Source organism: Burkholderia sp. AU6039 (genome assembly GCF_002223365.1).
Lineage (GTDB): Bacteria > Pseudomonadota > Gammaproteobacteria > Burkholderiales > Burkholderiaceae > Burkholderia.
The window spans coordinates 61,322-79,971 of sequence record NZ_NKFK01000008.1 but is presented as its reverse complement, the minus strand read 5'-3'; the positions used below and the strand labels follow the sequence as shown (position 1 = coordinate 79,971).

Genomic DNA, 18,650 nt, shown 5'->3' with positions numbered 1-18,650 from the left:
GCCGTGCTCACGTGCTCAAGCCACCGCGCGACACATCGCCGCGCATGCTTCACACGCGAGCGCGCAGCGGCGGCAATGATCGTGTGCATGCCGCTGGCATTCCGCCGCACACAAGTCGCATGCCTGCGCGCACAGCGCGCAGATGCTGGGCATGAGCACGCTGCGGCGCGCCATCGCGCCCGACGCGAAGCGGCACAGCTGCGCGCATTCGATGTCGAGCGCGATGCAGTCGGCCAGCGCCTGCGCGTCGCGCTCGGCGAGGCACGCGGCCGTACAGGCATCGCAGGCGTGGGCGCACGCGTCGCAAGCGGCCATGCAGTTGTCGTAGGGGTCGTTCATCGCAGTCCTCCCGGTTTCGGTTGGCATCGTCACGGCGTCAGCTTCACCTTCATCCAGCCCGGCTCGCGCGTGTCGAACGCGCGATAGGCATCGATCGCATTCGTCAGCGGCTCGCAACGCGTGAGCACCGACAGCGGGTCGAATGCGCCGCTGCGCACGAGCTCGACGAGCGGCGGCGTCACCGTTCGATGATTGCAGTTGCCCATCTTGATCGTCAGGTTGCGGTTCATCGCATCGCCGACCGGGAACACGCGCGCCGCCGGCGGATACACGCCGATCACCGCGACCGTGCCGGCTTTCGCGACCGCGCGCACCGCCCATTGCAGCACCTGCGACGGCCCGTCGCCCGGCACCCAGTTGCGGCCGTCCGGCTTGCGGTGCGGCGCGATCGCCTCGACTTCCGCATCGAATGCATGCGCCGCGTCGCGATCGGCCGCGGCCGGCCCGTGCGTCGCGCGCATCGCGTCGACGCCCACCGCGTCGATCACGCGATCGACGCCGATTCCGCCCGTCAGCCGCAGCACCGTCTCGACCGGGTCGTCCTCCGCGAAATCGACGATCTCCGCGCCTTGCGCGCACGCCATCTCGAGGCGCGACGCCACGCGGTCGATCGCGATCACGCGCCCGGCGCCCATCAGCTTCGCGCTCGCGATCGCGAACTGGCCGACCGGCCCCGCGCCGAACACGGCGACCGTGTCGCCCGCGCGCACTTCCGCGAGCTGCGCGCCGAAATAGCCGGTGGGAAAAATGTCCGACATCAGGATCGCGCGATCGTCGTCGATCGCATCCGGCAGCCGAATCAGGCTCGCATGCGCAAGCGGCGTGCGCGCGTACTCGGCCTGCAGCCCGTCGAACGCGCCGCTCGCGGCCGGACCGCCGAAGAACGCGGTACCCGCACGCGGGCCGCCCGGGTTCGCGACGTCGCATTGCGCGGTGTAGCCCGCGCGGCAGTACGCGCAACTGCCGCATGCGATCGTCGACGGAATCAGCACACGGTCGCCGCGCCGCAGGTTGCGCACGTCGCGCCCGACCGTCTCGACGATGCCGACGCCCTCGTGGCCGAGGATCGTGCCCGGCTTCATCCCGCCGAGGGTGCCGCGCACCATGTGCAGGTCGGTGCCGCAAATCGCGCTGGCCGTCAGGCGCACGACCGCGTCGGTCGCGTCGGTGACTTCGGGATCGGGCACCGTGTCGATGCGAATGTCGCCGATACCGTGAAATACGACTGCTTTCATGTCAGGCCCTCCTTGTTCGAACGTTCTCGGAACTACCGAGAAAACAATCGAGCAAGGAATGAGCCCTGACGGGCCTGGCCTGAATGCTCTCCGCGGTGCGGAGAGCATTCGTCCGTCACGGCGCCAAGGGCGTCGTTGAGGCACGACGGACGCGCCGCGCCGCGCAGCCATCTTCGGCTCTCGGCCACGTCGATTGCCGAGCCCTTCCTGTCGGGCCCGTGGCTGGCAAGCTTTGCGGTGCGTTATCCCGACGCGACCATCGACATGACCGTCACGGACGAAGCATTCGACGTCGTCGCGCGCGAATTCAATGCCGGGATCCGGCTGGGACAGGTCATCGAGAAGGACATGATCGCCGTGCCGCTGGGCGGCGAGCAACGCGAACGCCCCCGCAATGGTCGTCAGGGATCGACGCGCGTCAGGTCGTGCCACGCGAAGACGATGATGACGGTGGATTCAACCCGTCGATGCAACAGCTTGATGAAATCGCTCAGCCGGTGTATCGAAGTAAAGGGCTATTCGCGGACGCTCATTGAGCCGCTCCGCCCAGCACACCCGGCGCCCGCCACTGCTCGCTCAGAACTTATGCCGCACCCCGACCCGAAGCGAAACCTGCTTGTCAGTCGCGGACGGTGTCAATCCGGTGATCTGCGCAACCGCGGGCTGCCCGAGCGAGTCCGTCCCGCTCGCCTTCTCGAACACGGCAACCGTATAAACGTCGGTACGCTTCGACAGGAAATAATCGACACCCGCGCTGAACAGGTTGTAATTCGCGCCGCCCTTGCCGCCGGCACCGCCGTTTCTCGTGTAGTCGTAGGCGACGCCGGCTTGCAACGACGGCGTAAACTGGTATTTCGCGTTGATCTCGACGTTGTTGAACGCCGCGGTGCCCGCGTAACGCAGCGCATTCGGCCCCGACGCGGAGCCCAGCCCCTCGAAGCGCGTATTCGAATACGCGAGATTGACGCTGAGGGCGGCCAGCGTCACGCCCGCTCCGACGCCGGCGATTTCGAGCCGGTTCGCCGACGCATAGCCGGCGAACACGGGGTTGTTCTCCGGCGCACTCGCGCTGCCGGCGCTGCCGAGGTTGTTGCTTGTCGCCGGGCCGGCATTCGGATTCGCGCCGAAGAACGACGTGTTGGGGTTGCGGACGTTCAGGTAGCCCGCGCCGATCGAAAACGGCCCCGCCGCGTACGACGCGCCGGCGCCCCAGATCCAGTTGGTCGAGAACGACCCGGCGGTGCCGCCGAGATTCATCAATGCTTCGACCGTCAGCCCGCGGTAGCTGGCACTGCGGAACTTGATCGAATTGTTGATGCGTCGCGTGTTCAACGCGTTGTCGAGGTCGCCCGGATGCGAGGTCATGTAGCCGCCCCACTGCGGCGCGGCGAGGAACGGCCCGTAAAAGTCAACGACAGGATCGTACTGGCGCCCGAGCGTGACCGTGCCGACCGGATGGCCCAGGCCGACATACGCCTGCCGCCCGAACATCGCACCGCCCTGGTTCAGCACGCCGCTATTGCTGTAGAAACCGCTCTCCAGCACGAACAGTGCCTTGAGACCGCCGCCGAGATCCTCGCTGCCCTTGAGCCCCCAGCGGCTCCCCTGCAGGCCGGCCGATCCGCCTTCGATCATCGCGATCTGATGACCACCGACCGGGCCGGCCGCCGTTCGCGCCGTTTGCACATTGCTGGTGTAATTGATGCCGCTGTCGATGATCCCGTACAACGTCACGCTGCTTTGCGCCAGTGCGATCGCCGGCACTGAATTCAGTACAACCAAGCAAAATGAAAGCTTCTTCATCAATCGATCTCCTCCTTCGGTTATATGTTCCGGCTCGCCGCCGGATTGAGCTTCATCGTGTCAATGGGTCTGGTTCACCACGTTCGACGGCGTGTCGGCGGCCGGCTGTTCGTGAACGCGAATGAAGAACGTCATCAGGAACGACACGACGAGCAGCGCCGCGAGAAACAGCAGTCCAGGGGTCGCGCTCTGCCCCGCTCCCTTGACGAAGCCGATCATGAACGGCCCGACGAAGCCGCCGAGGTTGCCGATCGAGTTGATCACCGCGATCGACACGGCCGCGGTCGAGCGGCTGAGAAACAGCGTCGGCAGCGCCCAGAACGGCGACTTGAACGCGTACAGGCCCGCGAGGCTCAGGCTGATCATCGCGATCGACACGTACGGGTTCGTCGACAGGCCCGCGCCGAGCAGCGCCGCGGCGGCCACCGCCAGCGGAATCGCCGAATGCAGGCGTCGTTCGCTGCGCCGGTCCGAACGACGCGACCACATGACCATCGCAATCGTCGCAACCACGTAGGGCACCGTCGCGATGAGCCCGATCTCGGTATGCGAGAGCCTCGACGAGAAGCCCTTGATGATCTGCGGCATCCAGTACCCGACGCCGAGGCTGCCGCACTGATACACGAAGTAGATGAACGACAGGTACAACACCTTCGGGTTCGTCATCGTCTTCAGCGAACCGAGATGCTGCGCACGCGGCCGCGCCTTGCGGTCGTTGTCGAGTTCGTTCAGCAGCCACGCGCGCTCCGCGGGCGTGAGCCACTTCGCGTCGCCCGGGCGGTCCGTCAGGTACAGGAAGCACAGGATCCCGCCGACCAGCGCGGGCGCGCCTTCGAGCACGAGCATCCAGCGCCAGCCACTCCACTGGAACCAGTGGACGTGATCCATGATCCACGTCGAAAGCGGCGCGCCGATGATGTACGACACCGGGATCGCGGCCGTAAACAGCGCGACGGTCGTCGCGAGTTCCTTCGCACGGAACCAGTAGGTCAGGTACACGATGATCCCGGGGAAGAAGCCTGCTTCCGCCACGCCGAGCAGGAACCGCAGCACGTAGAGCTGCGTCGCGTCCTGCACGAATGCGGAGATCACCGACACGACGCCCCACGTCACCAGGATCCGCGCGATCCATACGCGTGCGCCGAACTTGTTGAGCATCACGTTGCTGGGCACTTCGAACAGGAAATACCCGATGAAGAAGATGCCCGACGCGAAGCCGAACGCCTCGCTCGACAGCGCGAGCTCCTTGTTCATCTGCAACGCGGCATAGCCGATGTTCGCGCGGTCGAGATACGAAATGATGTAGAGGACGAACACGAACGGGATGATGCGCCACGCGATCTTGCGCACCAGCGCGCGTTCGTCGATAGGGGTTGCTTGATTCATGAATGTGCACCGGCGGACCTGCCGCCGGCTGTCTCCTGATGGGGCGGGAAGGATTACGCGCGGTGTCCGGAGAACACCATGCACACGGGGCTGCCCGACGCGACCGAGAAGCCGGTCGGCTTGAGGCGGCCCGTCGCGGCATCGATCGCGAACGCGACGATGCTGTCGCTGTCTTCGTTCAGCGCGTACATGAAGCGGCCGTCCGGCGTGCCGGTCATGAAGCGCGGCGTGCGGCCGCCGGCCGGTTCGGCCGCGACGAACGCGAGATGGCCGCTGGCCGGGTCGATGCGGAACACGGCGATGCTGTCGTCGCCGCGGTTCGATGCGTAGACGAAGCGCCCGGCCGGATCGACCTCGATCTCCGACGCGCGGCTGTTGCCGGTGTACGTGTCCGGCAGCGACGACACGATCTGCACGGGCGTCAGCGCACCGTTCGACGACGTGTACCGATAGGTCGTGACGGTCGAGTCGAGTTCGTTGACGACATACGCGAGCGCGCCGTTCGGATGAAACGCGACGTGACGCGGGCCGGCCGTCTCGCGCGTGACGACGAACGCCGGATCGGCCGGCGCGAGCCGCCCGTCCTTGAACCGGAACGAGAACACGCGGTCGAGCCCCTTGTCCGGCACGATCACGAATTGCCCGGTCGGGTCGAACGGGTTGAAGTGCGGCTTCGCCTGCTTCTGCTCGATGCGATGCGGGCCGATCGGGCCTTCGAGCGGAACGAGCTGCGCGACCTCCTGCAGCGTCCCGTCGACCGCGATCGGCAGCACCGCCAGGCTCGCGCCGATGTGGTTCGACACGACCACGTAGCGGCCGGTCGGGTCGATCGCGAGATGCACGGGGTTCTTGCCCTGCGTGCTCTGGCGGTTCAGGAACGTGAGCTGGCCGGTCGTCTTGTCGACCTTGAATGCGCTGATGTCGCTCAGGTCGCCGTGGACCGTGTACAGGTGTTCGCCATTCGCGCTCAACGCAAGGAACGACGGATTCACCAGATCCTTGACGAGCTGCACGCGCTCGAGCGCCCCCGTTCCGGTATCGACGCGATAGACGCTGATCCCGTCGCCGCGGGCGTTTCGTTCGCGCGTGGTGCGCGATCCGACATAAGCAAACATGGGTGTTTTTCCTTTCAAAGCCTTGTGTGATTCGTCTGCAGAAACCGGCCCGGCGGCCGCGCCGAGGAGCGCGAGCGCGCCGAGCGCCGCCGTGTGCCCCATCACGCGGCGACGCATCGGATCCGGACCGTTTTCGTCCGGGTCGTTGCCTGTTTTCGTCACGGTCGTCTCCTGAATTGTTGTATGTCGGGTTAGCACTAGATTGCATTTTTACTTGTTAAAGTGCAAAAATACAGTCATGGAAAACACCAACTCCCCCTCGGAAGCCCGGTTGACAGTCGATGGCGCGACGTTTCGCTTCGTCGACCTTCCCGGCAGGTTCGGCGCCACGTTGCGCGAACTGCCCGTCGTGCTGCGTCTGCTGCTCGAAAACGTGATCCGCAATACCGATGGCGACGAGCGGCAGCAGGCGGTCGACGCCATCGTCGAATGGACGCGCCGCGCGACCAGCGAGGCCGAGATCGCGTTCCAGCCGAACCGCGTGCTGATGCACGACACCACCAGCACGCCGGCGCTCGTCGATATCGCCGGGATGCGCGACGCGCTCGCCGAAGCCGGCGCGGATCCGGCGTCGCTGAACCCGGTGCTCCCGGTCGATTCGTCGGTCGACCACTCGCTGGCCGTCGAATATTTCGCGCGGCCGGACGCCGCGCCGCTGAACTTGCAGCGCGAGCTGCGCCGCAACGCGGAGCGCTACCGGTTCCTGCGCTGGGCATCGAAGTCGCTGACGGGCGTGCGCATCCATCCGCCGGGCACGGGGATCATGCATACGATCAACCTCGAGCAACTGGCGACGGTGGTCACGACGCTCGAGCGCGACGGCGAGCGCTGGGCCGTGCCCGACACGTTGATCGGCACCGACAGCCACACGCCGATGATCAACGGCATCGGCGTGCTCGGCTGGGGCGTAGGCGGCCTGGAGGCGCAGACGGTGATGTTCGGGATGCCCGTGATGCAGCGCATTCCCGACGTGATCGGCGTACGGCTGACCGGCGCGTTGCGCGCGGGCGTGCTGGCGACCGATCTCGCGCTGACCGTCACGCAGCGGCTGCGTGCAATCGGCGTATCGGGTGAGTTCGTCGAGTTCTTCGGCCCGGGCGTCGCGACGCTCAGTGCCGGCGAGCGCGCGGTCGTCGCGAACATGGCGCCCGAGTATGGCGCGACGACCGGCTTCTTCCCGGTCGACGGCAACACGCTCGACTACCTGTGCGCGACCCACCGATCCGAATCGGCGATCCGGCTCGTCGAAGCGTTCACGCGACAAGCCGGCCTGTGGTTCGATCCGGATGCCGAGCCGCGCTACACGCGCACGATCGACCTCGACCTCGCGTCGATCGGCATGCACGTCGCCGGGCCGCGCCGCCCGCAGGACCTGCTCGATCATTCGCAGACGGCCGCCGCGCTCGCGCCGCTCGCGTTCCATCCCGCGCATCCGCATCCGTCGATGCCGAAGCATCCGGTCGCGATCGCCGCGATCACGAGCTGCACGAACACGTCCGATCCTGCGCTGCTGATCGCAGCCGGCCTCGTCGCGCGCAACGCGCGCGCGCTCGGGCTGAAGGTGCCGGCATGGGTTAAGACGTCGCTCGGCCCCGGTTCGCCCGCGGCGGCCGCCTACCTCGAACGGGCCGGGCTCGTCGACGACCTGTCGGCGGTCGGTTTCGATATCGTCGGGTACGGCTGCACGACCTGCATCGGCAACTCCGGGCCGTTGACCGAGCCGATCCGCGCGGCGCTCGCCGACGCGTCGATCCGGCCGGTCGCGATGCTGTCAGGCAACCGCAATTTCCCGGGGCGCATCCACCCGGATCTCGACCTCGGCTTCATCATGTCGCCGCCGCTCGTGATCGCGTTCGCGCTGGCCGGCGACGCCGAAATCGACGTGAGTCGCGACCCGCTCCAGCACACGGCCGACGGCCGGCCCGTGTACCTGCACGACCTGTGGCCGACACGCGAAGCCATCGCCGAACTGACGGCGGCCGCCGCCGATCCGCACGACTACCCGCGCGCCTTCGCGCACGCCAGTGCGAACCCGGCCTGGCACGACCTCGACGCGCCCGACAGCGCGCAGTTCCCGTGGGATCCGGCCTCGACCGCGCTGCGCCGGCCGCCGTTCGCGTCGGCGTCGCAGCGCAGCCAGCTCGGCACGTACAGCGCGTATCCGCTGCTGGTGCTCGGCGACGACGTGACGACCGATCACATCTCGCCCGCCAGCGCGATCCCGAAGGACAGCTTCGTCGCGGATTTCCTCGTGTCGCGCGGCGACGATCGCGATGACCTGAACGTGTTCGCATCGCGGCGCGGCAACTGGGAAGTGATGATGCGGGCCGCGTTCTACAACCGGACCCTCGTCAACCGGCTGCGCGACGGCATGCCGGTCGCGCATACGCTGCACGTGCCGAGCGGCGACGTGTTGCCGATCTTCGAGGCAGCCGCGCGCTACCGGGAGGAAGGCAATCCGGTCGTGCTCGTCGCCGGCGAGCGCTACGGCACCGGATCGTCGCGCGACTGGGCCGCGAAAGGCCAGCGGCTACTCGGCATCCGCGCGGTGCTGGCGGCAAGCTTCGAGCGCATCCACCGCTCGAACCTGATCGGGATGGGCATCCTGCCGCTGCGCTTCGCGGCGGGCATCCACCCGGACACGCTGGACCTCCGGCCAGGTGATAAGCTCGAGGTCGACGCGCCGGCCGATGCGCTGTCGCCGCGCTGCACGGTGCCCGTGCGCATCGTGCGCGCCGACGGTCGCGTCGAGCCCGTCGACGCGACGGCCGCGGTCGAGACCCGTCTCGAATGCGAGCTGCTGCGCTCAGGCGGCGTCATTCCGCTGATATTGCAGAAGAACTTGACGACGCAGGAGGCTTGAGACCGAAGCCGCCCGCGGCGCCCCGAATGCTCACTCACATGATCGACCGCTCCATCGCGACCCAGATTGTCGAATTGATCAAGACGGAAGGACTCGCCGTCGGCGCGCACCTGCCCGCGCAGATGCTGGCCGACCGCCTGCGCGTATCCCGTTCACCCGTCAACGAGGCGCTCGCGCTGCTGCACGAGAAAGGCATCCTGACGCGCGAGCGCAATCGCGGCTTCTTCGTCGCGAAGCCCGTGATCGAGCCGCTGTCGGACGTCGTCGACGAACTCGGTCTCGGCGAAGCCGACGTGATCACGAGCGTGTATTTCCGGATCGCGGACGATCGCCTGAAGGGCGAGCTGCCCGACGAATTTTCCGAGCAGCTGATCCGCACCCGCTACGGGCTGACGAACGCGCAGCTCACGGCCGTGCTCGGGCGTATCGCGCAAGAAGGCTGGGCCGAGCGCAAGCCGGGCTACGGCTGGCAGTTCTCGCCGATGCTCACGACGCCCGACAGCCTGTTGAAATCGTACCGGCTGCGCCTTGCGCTCGAACCGGCCGCACTGCTCGAACCCGGCTACCGGCTCGAACCGAAGGTGCTGGAACGGTGCCGCGAAGTCGAGAAACACCTGCTCGCCGGCGGCATCGAGGCCGATACCGCCGATCAACTGCACGATCGCGGCGTGCGGTTCCACGAATCACTCGTCGAAGCATCGGGCAACAGTTTCTTCATCGACACGATCCGGCGCGTGAATCGCGTGCGCCGCCTGCTGTCGTACCGCTCGATGCAGGATCGCGAGCGCTACGTCGAACATGCGAAGCAGCATCTTCACGTGCTCGAGCTGCTCGAGCGCGAGCGCAATGAAGAGGCGTCGGAAGAACTGCGTCAACACCTGTTGCATACGCTCGATGCGCTGTCGCGCATCAGCGCCATTCTCAAACCTTGAGCGCCCGTGCGAGCGGCGCATCCGATTCCCAAACGAGCCCTTTCATGACCGTCGACCCTTCCGTCCTCTCCGCGTTCACCCCGACCGGCAAGCTGCGAGCGTCGATCAATCTCGGCAACCCGATCCTTGCGAACCGCGACCCGGCCACGGGCGAGCCGTTCGGCGTGTCGATCGACCTCGCACGCGCGTTCGCTGAGCGGCTGTCTGCCGAGCTGGAGCTCGTCGTGTTCGACGCCGCCGGCAAGTCCGTGCAGGCGCTGACCGAAGAGCGCGCCGATTTCGGCTTCTTCGCGGTCGATCCGCTGCGCGGCGAGACGGTCGCGTTCACCGAACCGTACGTGCTGATCGAAGGCTTCTATCTCGTGCGCGACGATTCGCCGATTCGCGGCAACGCGGATGTCGACCAGCCGCACAACCGGGTGGCGGTTGGCAAGGGCAGCGCATATGACCTGTTCCTCACGCGCGAACTGAAGGCCGCGCAGATCGTGCGCGCGCCGACATCGCCGGCCGTCGTGCCGACGTTCGTCGAACAGCAGCTCGAAGTCGCGGCCGGCGTGAAGCAGCAGCTCGAAGCCGATGCGGCGAAGACGCCCGGCCTGCGCCTGCTCGACGAGCGCTTCATGGTGATCCGCCAGGCGATGGGCGTGCCGAAGAGCCGCGGCGAAGCGGCCGCCGCGCTGCTCGGCCAGTTCGTCGAGGAGATGAAGGTGTCGGGCTTCGTCGCGGATTCGTTCCGTCGACACCGAATCACAGGGGCTTCGGTGGCACCCCTGCGCTGACGGGCTTCCTGTTGAGCGCGGATGCACGCGAGATCCTCAGGCAGCAACCGTCGTGTGCAGCGGCGCGTCGCTTTAACGGGGTGCAGAGCCACCGCGGACCAGAAAAAGGCCGTTACCGCTAACCCATTCAGGTCGTCAATATTCGATCTTGGCAATGCTCCCCAGCAAACCGCTTGCTTGCCGGGGAGGCTGTAGCAAGCAGCCGGTAGCGCCAGGAAGCGGTCACAATACGGCCGTCGCACTATGTAACGTTCTCCCGGCATACCCCGGCTTCAATCCGTCATCCGATCCACGACCGGATATTCGCCCGCATCGCGCCGGCCGAGATCCCGTAACGATCGTGCAGCGTCGGCAGCGCACCCGCGGCGAGATACGCATCGGGCAACCCGATCTGCCGGAACGGCACGACAACGCCGGCCGCCAGCAGCGCGGTCGCGACCGCTTCGCCGAGCCCGCCGATCACCGTATGATTTTCGGCGACGATCACCATGCGCCCGCTGCGCGCCGCCTCGCGGACGATCGTCGCCGTATCGAGCGGCTTGATCGTCGGTACGTGCAGCACCGCGACATCGACGCGATCGGCCTCGAGCGCCTTCGCGACCTCGAGCGAACGCATCGTCATGATCCCGGACGAGATCAGCAGCACGTCGTTGCCGTCGCGCAGCAGCTTCGCCTTGCCGAGCTCGAAACGGTAATCGTATTCGTCGAGCACGGCCGGCACATTGCCACGCAGCAGGCGTGCGTACACCGGCCCCTTGTGCGCGGCGATGGCCGGCACCATCTGTTCGATGTCCAGCGCGTCGCACGGATCGATCACGGTCATGTTCGGCATCGCGCGCATCAACGCCAGATCCTCGGCCGCCTGGTGGCTCGGTCCGTAGCCGGTCGTAAGCCCCGGCAGTGCGCAGATCAGCTTCACGTCGAGATTGTCCTCGGCGATCGCTTGATGGATGAAGTCGTACGCGCGGCGCGTCGCGAACACCGCGTAGGTCGTGACGAACGGCTGCGCCCCTTCGTGCGCGAATCCGGCGGCCGCCCCCATCAGCAGCTGCTCGGCCATCCCCATCTGGTAGTAACGCTCGGGAAATGCCTTCGCGAAGATGTGCAGGTCGGTGTACTTGCCGAGATCGGCCGTCATGCCGATCACGTTGGCGTTCGTGCGTGCGAGTTCGGCCAGCGCATGGCCGAACGGTGCGGAGCGGGTCGCCTGCCCTTCCGCGGCGATGGACGCGATCATCGCGGAAGTCTTCAGGCGCGGCTTGTTGTCGACGGTGCTCATGCGTGTCTCCCTGCTTCGAGTGCGTCGAGCGCGAGCTTCCACTCGTGCGCATCGACGCGAATGAAATGGCTCTTCTCGCGTGCTTCGAGGAACGGTACGCCGCGCCCCATCTTCGTGTCGCAGACGATGATGCGCGGCTGCGGTGCGTCATGTTCGCGTGCATGGTCGAACGCGCGCTTCACCGCATCGATGTCGTTTCCGTCCACGCGTTGCGTGTACCAGCCGAAGGCCTCGAGCTTGTCGACCAGCGGTTCGAACGCCATGATCTGCGTCGACGGGCCATCGGCCTGCTGGTTGTTCACGTCGACGATCGCGATCAGGTTGTCGAGCTTCCAGTGCGCGGCCGACATCAGCCCTTCCCAGATCGCGCCTTCGTCCAGTTCGCCGTCCGAGAACAGGGTATAGACGAATGCGTCCGAGCCTTTGCGCTTCAGACCGAGGCAACGACCGACCGCAATCGTCAGCCCCTGCCCGAGCGAGCCGCCCGACATCTCCATCCCCGGCGTGTAGCTCGCCATCCCGGACATTGGCAAGCGACTGTCGTCGCTGCCGTAGGTTTCGAGTTCGTCGGCCGGCAGGATGCCGGCTTCGAACAACGCGGCGTACAGCGCGATCGCATAGTGCCCGTTCGACAGCAGGAAGCGGTCGCGCCCTTCCCACTCGGGGTCGTCCGGGCGATAGCGCATCGCGCCGAAGTACGCGACGGCCAGCACGTCGGCGATGTCGAGCGCCTGGCCGACATAGCCCTGCCCCTGGACTTCGCCCATCAGCACGGCGTTCCTGCGGATGCGGTACGCGCGCTCGGCGAGCGTGACCGCTTCATGGATCGTTTCGGTATCCATCGATTACTCCAGTATTGGATCAGAAGGTATGCAGGTCGAATCAGCGGTTCACGGATCGCGGCACGAGGAACACCAGCAGCGCGCCGAACGTGATCGCAACGGAGATGAAGAGCAGCCCGGCGGTGGACCTGCCGGTCAGGTCGTTCAGCCAGCCGACGATCGCCGGCGAGAAGAATCCCGCGAGGTTCGCGAAGCAGTTGACCGCGGCGATGCCCGCGGCGGCCGACATCCCGCCGAGCAGCGCCGTCGGCAGCGACCAGAACTGCGACGACGACGCGAGAATGCCGGCCGACGCGATGCTCAGGCACACGATCGATGCGCCGACGCTGCCCAGCATCGGCAACGTCGCGAAACCCGCCGCCGCGACCAGCATCGGCACCGCGAGATGGAAACGGCGCTCGCGGCGGCGGTCGGCGCTCATGCCGATCAGCGGCAACGCGACGATCGCGCACGCATACGGAATCGCGGTGAACAGCCCGACCCACAGCGGATCGGCGACACCGGCCTTGCGAATGATCGTGGGCAGCCAGAACGTCAGGCCGTACTGCCCGAGCACGACGCAGAAATAGATCGCGGCCATCAGCCAGAGCCGGCGATCGGCAACGAACGCGCGAATCGACAGGTGAGCGGTCGTGTGCGCGGCATCGGCCGAGACGTTGCGCGCGAGCAAGGCTTTTTCGGCATCGGTCAGCCATTTCGCGCCGGCGATGCCGTCATCGAGATACAGCAGGATCGCGAAGCCCAGCACGAACGAAGGCAGCGCCTCGAGCAGGAACAGCCACTTCCAGCCGGCCATCGACATCGCGCCGTGCAGCGCATGCATGATCGCGCCCGACAGCGGCCCACCGATGATCCCGGCGAGCGGAATCGCCATGAAGAACAGCGACAGCGCCTTCGCGCGACGCGCCGACGGGAACCAGTACGTGAGATACAGGATCACGCCCGGCGCGAAGCCCGCCTCGGCGACACCGAGCAGAAACCGCAGCGCGTAGAACGCGGTGGGCGACTTCACGAACACGAAGCTCGCGGATATCACGGCCCACGTCAGCATGATGCGCGCGAGCCAGCGGCGCGCCCCGACCCGATGCAGGATCAGGTTGCTCGGCACTTCGAACAGAAAGTAGCCGAGGAAAAAGATGCCTGCGCCCATCCCGTACACGGTCTCGCTGAACCGCAGGTCGTTGAGCATCTGCAGTTTCGCGAATCCGACGTTGACCCGGTCGAGATAGGCCCCGAGGTAGCACAACATCAGGAACGGGATCAGCCGGCGCGCGACCTTCGCATAGGTGGCCGCTTCGAACGTCCGTACATCGCCCTGTTGCAGCATCTCGCCGTGAACCGGCGGTGCGGGGTACTTTGCTCTCATGTTTGTCTCCTGCCACGGCCCCGGGTTGTCCCGGGTGCATGATGGGCGGCGCCGCACGTATCGCGGCGCCGTTTTCAGTGGATCAGCATCCCGCCGTTGACGTCGAGCGTGATACCCGTCAGATAGCTCGACAGGTCACTCAGCAGGAACAGGCATGCATGGGCGACATCGTCGGCTTCGCCGAGGCGGCCGAGCGGAATGCCCTTGATGATGTCCGCGCGCATGTCGGGCGTCAGTTTGTCGCCGGTGATGTCGGTCTGGATCAGGCCCGGGGTGATTGAATTGATGCGGATATGGTCGCCGCCGAATTCACGCGCCATCGCCTTCGCGAGCCCAAGCACCCCGGCCTTCGCGGCGCTGTAGTGCGGACCGCCGAAGATGCCGCCGCCGCGCTGCGCGGATACCGACGACATGCACACGATGCTGCCGCCGCGCTGCTCCTTCATCGCCGGCAGAACGGCTTGCGACATGTACAGCGTGCCGCGCAGGTTCACGTCGACGATCGCATCGAAGTCGCGCGCCGAGATATCCAGCGTGCGCACGGGTTGCGTGATGCCGGCGTTGTTGACGAGGCCGTCGATGCGGCCATAGCGTTCCAGCGTCGCACGGGCCGCGGCCAAGCATGCGTCGCGGTCGGTCACGTCGCAGGCCAGGCCGAGATGGTCGCGCCCGAGTTCGGCGGCTGCCGCCTCTGCGTCTTCCCGACGAAGGTCGAGGATCGCCACGCGTGCGCCGTGGGCGGCCAGTGCCCGGGCGGCGGCCTTGCCGATACCGCGCGGCGACGCGGCGCCGGTCACGATGATGGTCTTCTGGTCGAGCAACATCGGTCGTCTCCTGTGTGTTGATGTGTGCATGGAGTGTCGGCTCCCCTGACACCCGCATCAACGCGGAAACGCTCAGCCATGGCTGAGAAAAATTCAGATGACGGCGCGCGGCCGGTGCTGCAGCGCAATATCCCGGGGCGCGGCCGAACGGCCCGGTCAACCCGTTTGCTGATGACCCGCGACTTCTCGCTCGATCCAGGCAAGGAAGCGCTTCACGCGCGGCAATTCAGCGTTCTGCCGCGGGTAAACGAGATGATGGGCGCCGACTTCGACCGCATGTTCCGAGCCGAACACCGGCACCAGCAGCCCTTCGCGGATCTTCACTGACGCGAGCATCAGGCTTTCGAGCGCAATGCCGAGGCCGAGCGCGGCGGTTTCGAGCGACATGTACGAACGGTCGAACGAAAAATCGAAGGTCTTCTGGGCCGCGAGCGGCACGCCGGTCCGGCCGAACCACTGCTTCCACTGGACCAGCGGCGTTTCGGAATAGATCAGCCGGTGCGCGAGCAGGTCTTCCGGCGCGTTCACCGGATGCCGCTCGAGATAGCGCGGCGACGCGAGCGGCGCGATGAACTCGCCGCGCACGGTCCGGACCTCGAGGTTGTCCCAGTTGCCGTAGCCGTGCCGGACGTCGATATCGTAGAAGCCGTTCGAGAACGACACGTTTTCGTAGGAGCACGCGAGGTTCAGCTGGATATCGCCGTTCGCCTCCTGAAACGACGACAGCCGCGGCAGCAGCCACATCAATCCGAAGCTCGGGCTCGAATGCACGCGCAGGATATCGACCTCGGTGCGACTCGACGCGCGCTCGGTCGCGCGGCTGAGGTCGGCGAGCGAGCCGGTGACGTCGGCCAGATAGCGTTCGCCGGTCGGCGTGAGGACGAGGCCGCGCCCCGAGCGCTGAAACAGCGGCTGACCGATCTGCGATTCGAGGTTGCTGAGCTGATGACTGACGGCGGACGCGGTCAGGCCGAGCTCTTCCGCCGCGCGGTTGACGCTTTTGGTCCGGGCGACGCTTTCGAACGCGATGATGGCCTTGAGCGGCGGGATACGCATATTGGAATCTTGGGAAATTTGCAGAACGCCGGCAAAGCGATATCGCGCTCGGGCGATCATCCAGGCAAAGCCAGTCCAATATATTACGCGTCAATTCCAGGGCGCCGGAGGGCCTCCGTTCGCCGTAGACCCAAACAAGGTTTGTCCTCGTTTGCGAAGTGGAGATGTCCCTTCGCCGGCTCACATCCGCCCGGGAGCCGGGCACTCTTCTGAATTCAAGGAATTGCTCGCCACGAATTAAAGTCGGCACCAGGCGCGGTGCCGCGAAGCCCAGTGGCAACTTCCCTTGCGGTGCCGGCAGCGGCGGTCACGCGTTGTGCGAAATCCGAGCTTGAGCGGGCAATCGCTACTGCTGATTGAGCGGTGCTTCGGGATCGTGCCTGCACGGCGACCGCGATGCCGGCAGGGAAGCGCCGGCGCACGCCGAAGTAGAGGGTCGGCCGACCTGCTTCATTGGCGTCCGAACTGTGCACACGGGAAGCAAGTGCACAGGCGGTGGCGCGAAAGCTGGACGACGACAGGGGGGCCTCTGTACAACTGGAAGAACGGTTACTCGGATGAGAGGCCTCGGCGTACATGAAACTCGACACGCGTGTTGACGTCCACGCAGAAATGGCGCCTTCAAGCAGCTTTGGACCTGCGCCTTGTCGACGCGCCTTCTTCGATTCTCGCCAGTACACGCTTGCCCGAATCCGCCACGGTGGGATCGTGTGTCACCTGATAGCGCACAATCATGCCTTCCACGCAGAGCATCGCATCTGCGGCGACGGTAGCAGGCGACTGGAGCCTGAGGCGGCCAGCGAGTTCAGCAATGTACTGCTCAAGCGCGTGCTTATGTGATACGGCCTGCTGAAGATGCCCCGGGTCTCCCGTCGATCCGGCTTCGGCGACCACATTGATAAAGGCGCAACCACGGAAGTCTTCCTGCGCAAACCATTCACCTAAGGCTTCCGCGATGACGGGCAGCCCGGCACGCTGAGCAAAACGGGCCTCCACCTCTTCGACAAACCAGCGCATCCAGAACTCGTGACGACGGTCCAGGAACGCTGCAATAAGTTCGCTCTTGGAGGCGAAGTGCCGGTAAAGCGACATTTTTGCGACGCCTGACTCGGCGATGATCTTGTCGATGCCCGTGGCACGAAACCCGTCCTGATAGAACAGGTGCGCAGCGGTTTCCAATATCCGGTCGCGTGCGGAGGGTTGTGACATTTCGGCCCCTTTTTTGCCAAATCATGCCTCCATTATGGCAGACAGACCTGTCTCTGCATAGGCGCCGAGCGGCACAGAAATTTCTTGACAGACAGACCTGTCTACACCAGTATTGATACAGACCTGTCTCAATCACTCAAGGTCGGTCCGTCAAGGAGACTGTCATGTGCCCCTCAGATTGCGAAGTCACTGCCCTTCATCAAGCTCTGCAGGCCGATAAGTCGAATCCGGCCACATGGCGCTGGTACAGCGACCTGATCGAAAACCATCGACTCGCGCTTCGCCTCAAAGAGGACCAGTGGGTCGTCGCGATTGACGGCAGCGACTTTGCATCCGCCGAGGGCCTGTACGCGGCCGTGCGTTGGGCGCACATCATGACGCACTCGGGCGGTTACATCACCTTCGCGGTGTAAGCGGGCGAAGTCCGCCCTGCACACGGGCGAGTCGCCAGACTAAGCGATCGAGAACACGCAGCACTGCGCTTATCCACCCTTCGACCCGGTATCGGGTCTTCATCCACCAGCCACTGAGGAAACACCATGTCGACCAACACTGAACTCCGCCCGCCGCTTCCGCCGTTCACGCTGGAGACGGCCATCGAGAAAGTCCGTCTCGCGGAAGACGGCTGGAATTCGCGCGACGCCGCCAAGGTCGCGCTCGCCTATTCGCTCGACACGAAATGGCGCAATCGCGCAGAGTTCGCGAACAATCGAGCGGAAGCGCAGGCGTTCCTCGAGCGCAAATGGAAGAAGGAGCACGAGTATCGTCTGATCAAGGAACTGTGGGCGTTCGGCGGCAATCGCATCGCCGTGCGCTACGCCTACGAATGGCACGACGACTCGGGCAACTGGTTCCGCTCCTACGGCAACGAGAACTGGGAGTTCGGCGAGGATGGCCTCATGCAACGCCGCTATGCGTGCATCAACGATATGCCGATCAAGGAATCCGAGCGCAAATATCACTGGCCCCTGGGCCGTCGGCCGGATGATCATCCCGGCTTGTCGGATCTCGGCCTCTAGTAGCTAGGCTGATCGTATCGCTTCGATTGGAAGCATGCGGGGAAACAAAGGCAACGGTGAGGCAGTCTCTGCGACAACTGCCTCCCGAAGCTTGGTATGACGGAGCAACCCCACCCAGCTTGGGAATTCATGGGTGTCTCGCTGTCCTTCTCACCTAGCCTGCCCTCTAGCGATTGCTGCCCACTCCACTTCTGCATGGTCAACTTTCAAAAGACGACCGTGCAGTGTCACGCCTGGCGACTTGCCGATTCCAGTCGATTCGCGACGGCCTCGATCGCGCTCACGGGAGCGCGAGCCAGTTGGTCATCATGGCTCGTCACCAGCTCGGCGAATAACCGATAGCTGTCCTCGTCGAACTGGATCTCGCCATCCCGCCCAGCCTGAAGCGCATTCCATGCAGCGGCCTCGTACTCATGGAACCCCCGCGTTTCCGCTGCGCCATACCCCAGCGATCGCAGCATATCGGCGGCCAGTGCCACCCTTGTCAGCAATTGCAGCGACGTCAACGTCCCAACGCCCGCCTTCAGTGCTTCGAGTTGCAGATGATATTCGAGCGCCAGACTATCCCTGACATGCCGGGGAAGCGGCATGCAATCGATCTTT

At 65.5% G+C, this 18,650-nt stretch carries 17 protein-coding genes; 5 read left to right on the top strand and 12 right to left on the bottom strand.

What is annotated here, in order from left to right; all coding sequences use genetic code 11:
- Positions 1-15 precede the first annotated feature (15 nt).
- The 5 genes from CFB39_RS36080 to CFB39_RS36060 all read right to left on the bottom strand — a co-directional run bounded on the left by CFB39_RS36080 (position 16) and on the right by CFB39_RS36060 (position 5,878).
- The gene (locus tag CFB39_RS36080; RefSeq protein ID WP_179257789.1) at positions 16-339 is read right to left on the bottom strand and encodes a four-helix bundle copper-binding protein; all 324 of its coding nucleotides are present in this window, start codon (positions 337-339) and stop codon (positions 16-18) included.
- 29 nt (positions 340-368) lie between these two features.
- The gene (locus tag CFB39_RS36075; RefSeq protein ID WP_089476605.1) at positions 369-1,574 is read right to left on the bottom strand and encodes a zinc-dependent alcohol dehydrogenase; all 1,206 of its coding nucleotides are present in this window, start codon (positions 1,572-1,574) and stop codon (positions 369-371) included.
- Positions 1,575-2,150: 576 nt separating this feature from the next.
- The gene (locus CFB39_RS36070) at positions 2,151-3,377 is read right to left on the bottom strand and encodes a porin (RefSeq protein WP_089476604.1); all 1,227 of its coding nucleotides are present in this window, start codon (positions 3,375-3,377) and stop codon (positions 2,151-2,153) included.
- A gap of 60 nt (positions 3,378-3,437) precedes the next feature.
- Positions 3,438-4,763, bottom strand: a complete 1,326-nt coding sequence (locus CFB39_RS36065) for an MFS transporter (RefSeq protein ID WP_089476603.1) — start codon at positions 4,761-4,763, stop codon at positions 3,438-3,440.
- A gap of 53 nt (positions 4,764-4,816) precedes the next feature.
- Positions 4,817-5,878, bottom strand: coding sequence for a lactonase family protein (locus CFB39_RS36060; protein WP_089430075.1), 1,062 nt, complete (start codon positions 5,876-5,878; stop codon positions 4,817-4,819).
- Between the two features lie 238 nt (positions 5,879-6,116).
- On the opposite strand from CFB39_RS36060, the gene acnA reads away from it, so the two are divergent.
- From acnA to CFB39_RS36045, 3 genes are read left to right on the top strand one after another with little or no spacing between them, the layout of a single operon-like run.
- Positions 6,117-8,741 carry an aconitate hydratase AcnA gene (gene acnA / locus CFB39_RS36055; RefSeq protein ID WP_089476602.1) on the top strand — a complete coding sequence of 875 codons (2,625 nt, stop codon included), beginning with the start codon at positions 6,117-6,119 and terminating at the stop codon, positions 8,739-8,741.
- 38 nt (positions 8,742-8,779) lie between these two features.
- Positions 8,780-9,673: a GntR family transcriptional regulator gene (locus CFB39_RS36050; protein ID WP_089476601.1), complete on the top strand. Its 894-nt coding sequence runs from the start codon at positions 8,780-8,782 to the stop codon at positions 9,671-9,673.
- Positions 9,674-9,717: 44 nt separating this feature from the next.
- The gene (locus CFB39_RS36045; RefSeq protein WP_089476600.1) at positions 9,718-10,452 is read left to right on the top strand and encodes an ABC transporter substrate-binding protein; all 735 of its coding nucleotides are present in this window, start codon (positions 9,718-9,720) and stop codon (positions 10,450-10,452) included.
- Between the two features lie 280 nt (positions 10,453-10,732).
- Here CFB39_RS36045 and CFB39_RS36040 read toward each other — a convergent pair whose 3' ends face one another.
- The 6 genes from CFB39_RS36040 to CFB39_RS36015 form a co-directional block, all read right to left on the bottom strand.
- Entirely contained in the window at positions 10,733-11,731 is a 999-nt protein-coding gene (locus CFB39_RS36040; RefSeq protein WP_089476599.1) for a transketolase family protein, read from the bottom strand.
- Positions 11,728-12,573, bottom strand: a complete 846-nt coding sequence (locus CFB39_RS36035; RefSeq protein WP_089476598.1) for a transketolase — start codon at positions 12,571-12,573, stop codon at positions 11,728-11,730. The genes CFB39_RS36040 and CFB39_RS36035 overlap by 4 nt, the downstream gene beginning before the upstream one ends.
- Positions 12,574-12,613: 40 nt before the next feature.
- Entirely contained in the window at positions 12,614-13,939 is a 1,326-nt protein-coding gene (locus tag CFB39_RS36030) for an MFS transporter (RefSeq protein WP_089476597.1), read from the bottom strand.
- A 74-nt stretch (positions 13,940-14,013) separates the two neighbouring features.
- Positions 14,014-14,763: an SDR family NAD(P)-dependent oxidoreductase gene (locus tag CFB39_RS36025; protein ID WP_089476596.1), complete on the bottom strand. Its 750-nt coding sequence runs from the start codon at positions 14,761-14,763 to the stop codon at positions 14,014-14,016.
- Positions 14,764-14,919: 156 nt separating this feature from the next.
- Positions 14,920-15,819 carry a LysR substrate-binding domain-containing protein gene (locus tag CFB39_RS36020; protein WP_089429258.1) on the bottom strand — a complete coding sequence of 300 codons (900 nt, stop codon included), beginning with the start codon at positions 15,817-15,819 and terminating at the stop codon, positions 14,920-14,922.
- Positions 15,820-16,440: 621 nt separating this feature from the next.
- Positions 16,441-17,028, bottom strand: a complete 588-nt coding sequence (locus tag CFB39_RS36015; RefSeq protein WP_089476595.1) for a TetR/AcrR family transcriptional regulator — start codon at positions 17,026-17,028, stop codon at positions 16,441-16,443.
- 164 nt (positions 17,029-17,192) lie between these two features.
- On the opposite strand from CFB39_RS36015, the gene CFB39_RS36010 reads away from it, so the two are divergent.
- Together CFB39_RS36010 and CFB39_RS36005 are read left to right on the top strand one after the other, a co-directional pair.
- Positions 17,193-17,441 carry a hypothetical protein gene (locus CFB39_RS36010; RefSeq protein WP_089476594.1) on the top strand — a complete coding sequence of 83 codons (249 nt, stop codon included), beginning with the start codon at positions 17,193-17,195 and terminating at the stop codon, positions 17,439-17,441.
- A 126-nt stretch (positions 17,442-17,567) separates the two neighbouring features.
- Complete coding sequence (locus CFB39_RS36005; RefSeq protein WP_047851177.1) at positions 17,568-18,047, top strand: DUF1348 family protein; 480 nt, start codon at positions 17,568-17,570, stop codon at positions 18,045-18,047.
- 227 nt (positions 18,048-18,274) lie between these two features.
- Here the strand turns inward: CFB39_RS36005 and CFB39_RS36000 are convergent, their stop codons facing one another.
- Complete coding sequence (locus CFB39_RS36000; protein ID WP_241026011.1) at positions 18,275-18,637, bottom strand: Fis family transcriptional regulator; 363 nt, start codon at positions 18,635-18,637, stop codon at positions 18,275-18,277.
- Positions 18,638-18,650: the final 13 nt, after the last annotated feature.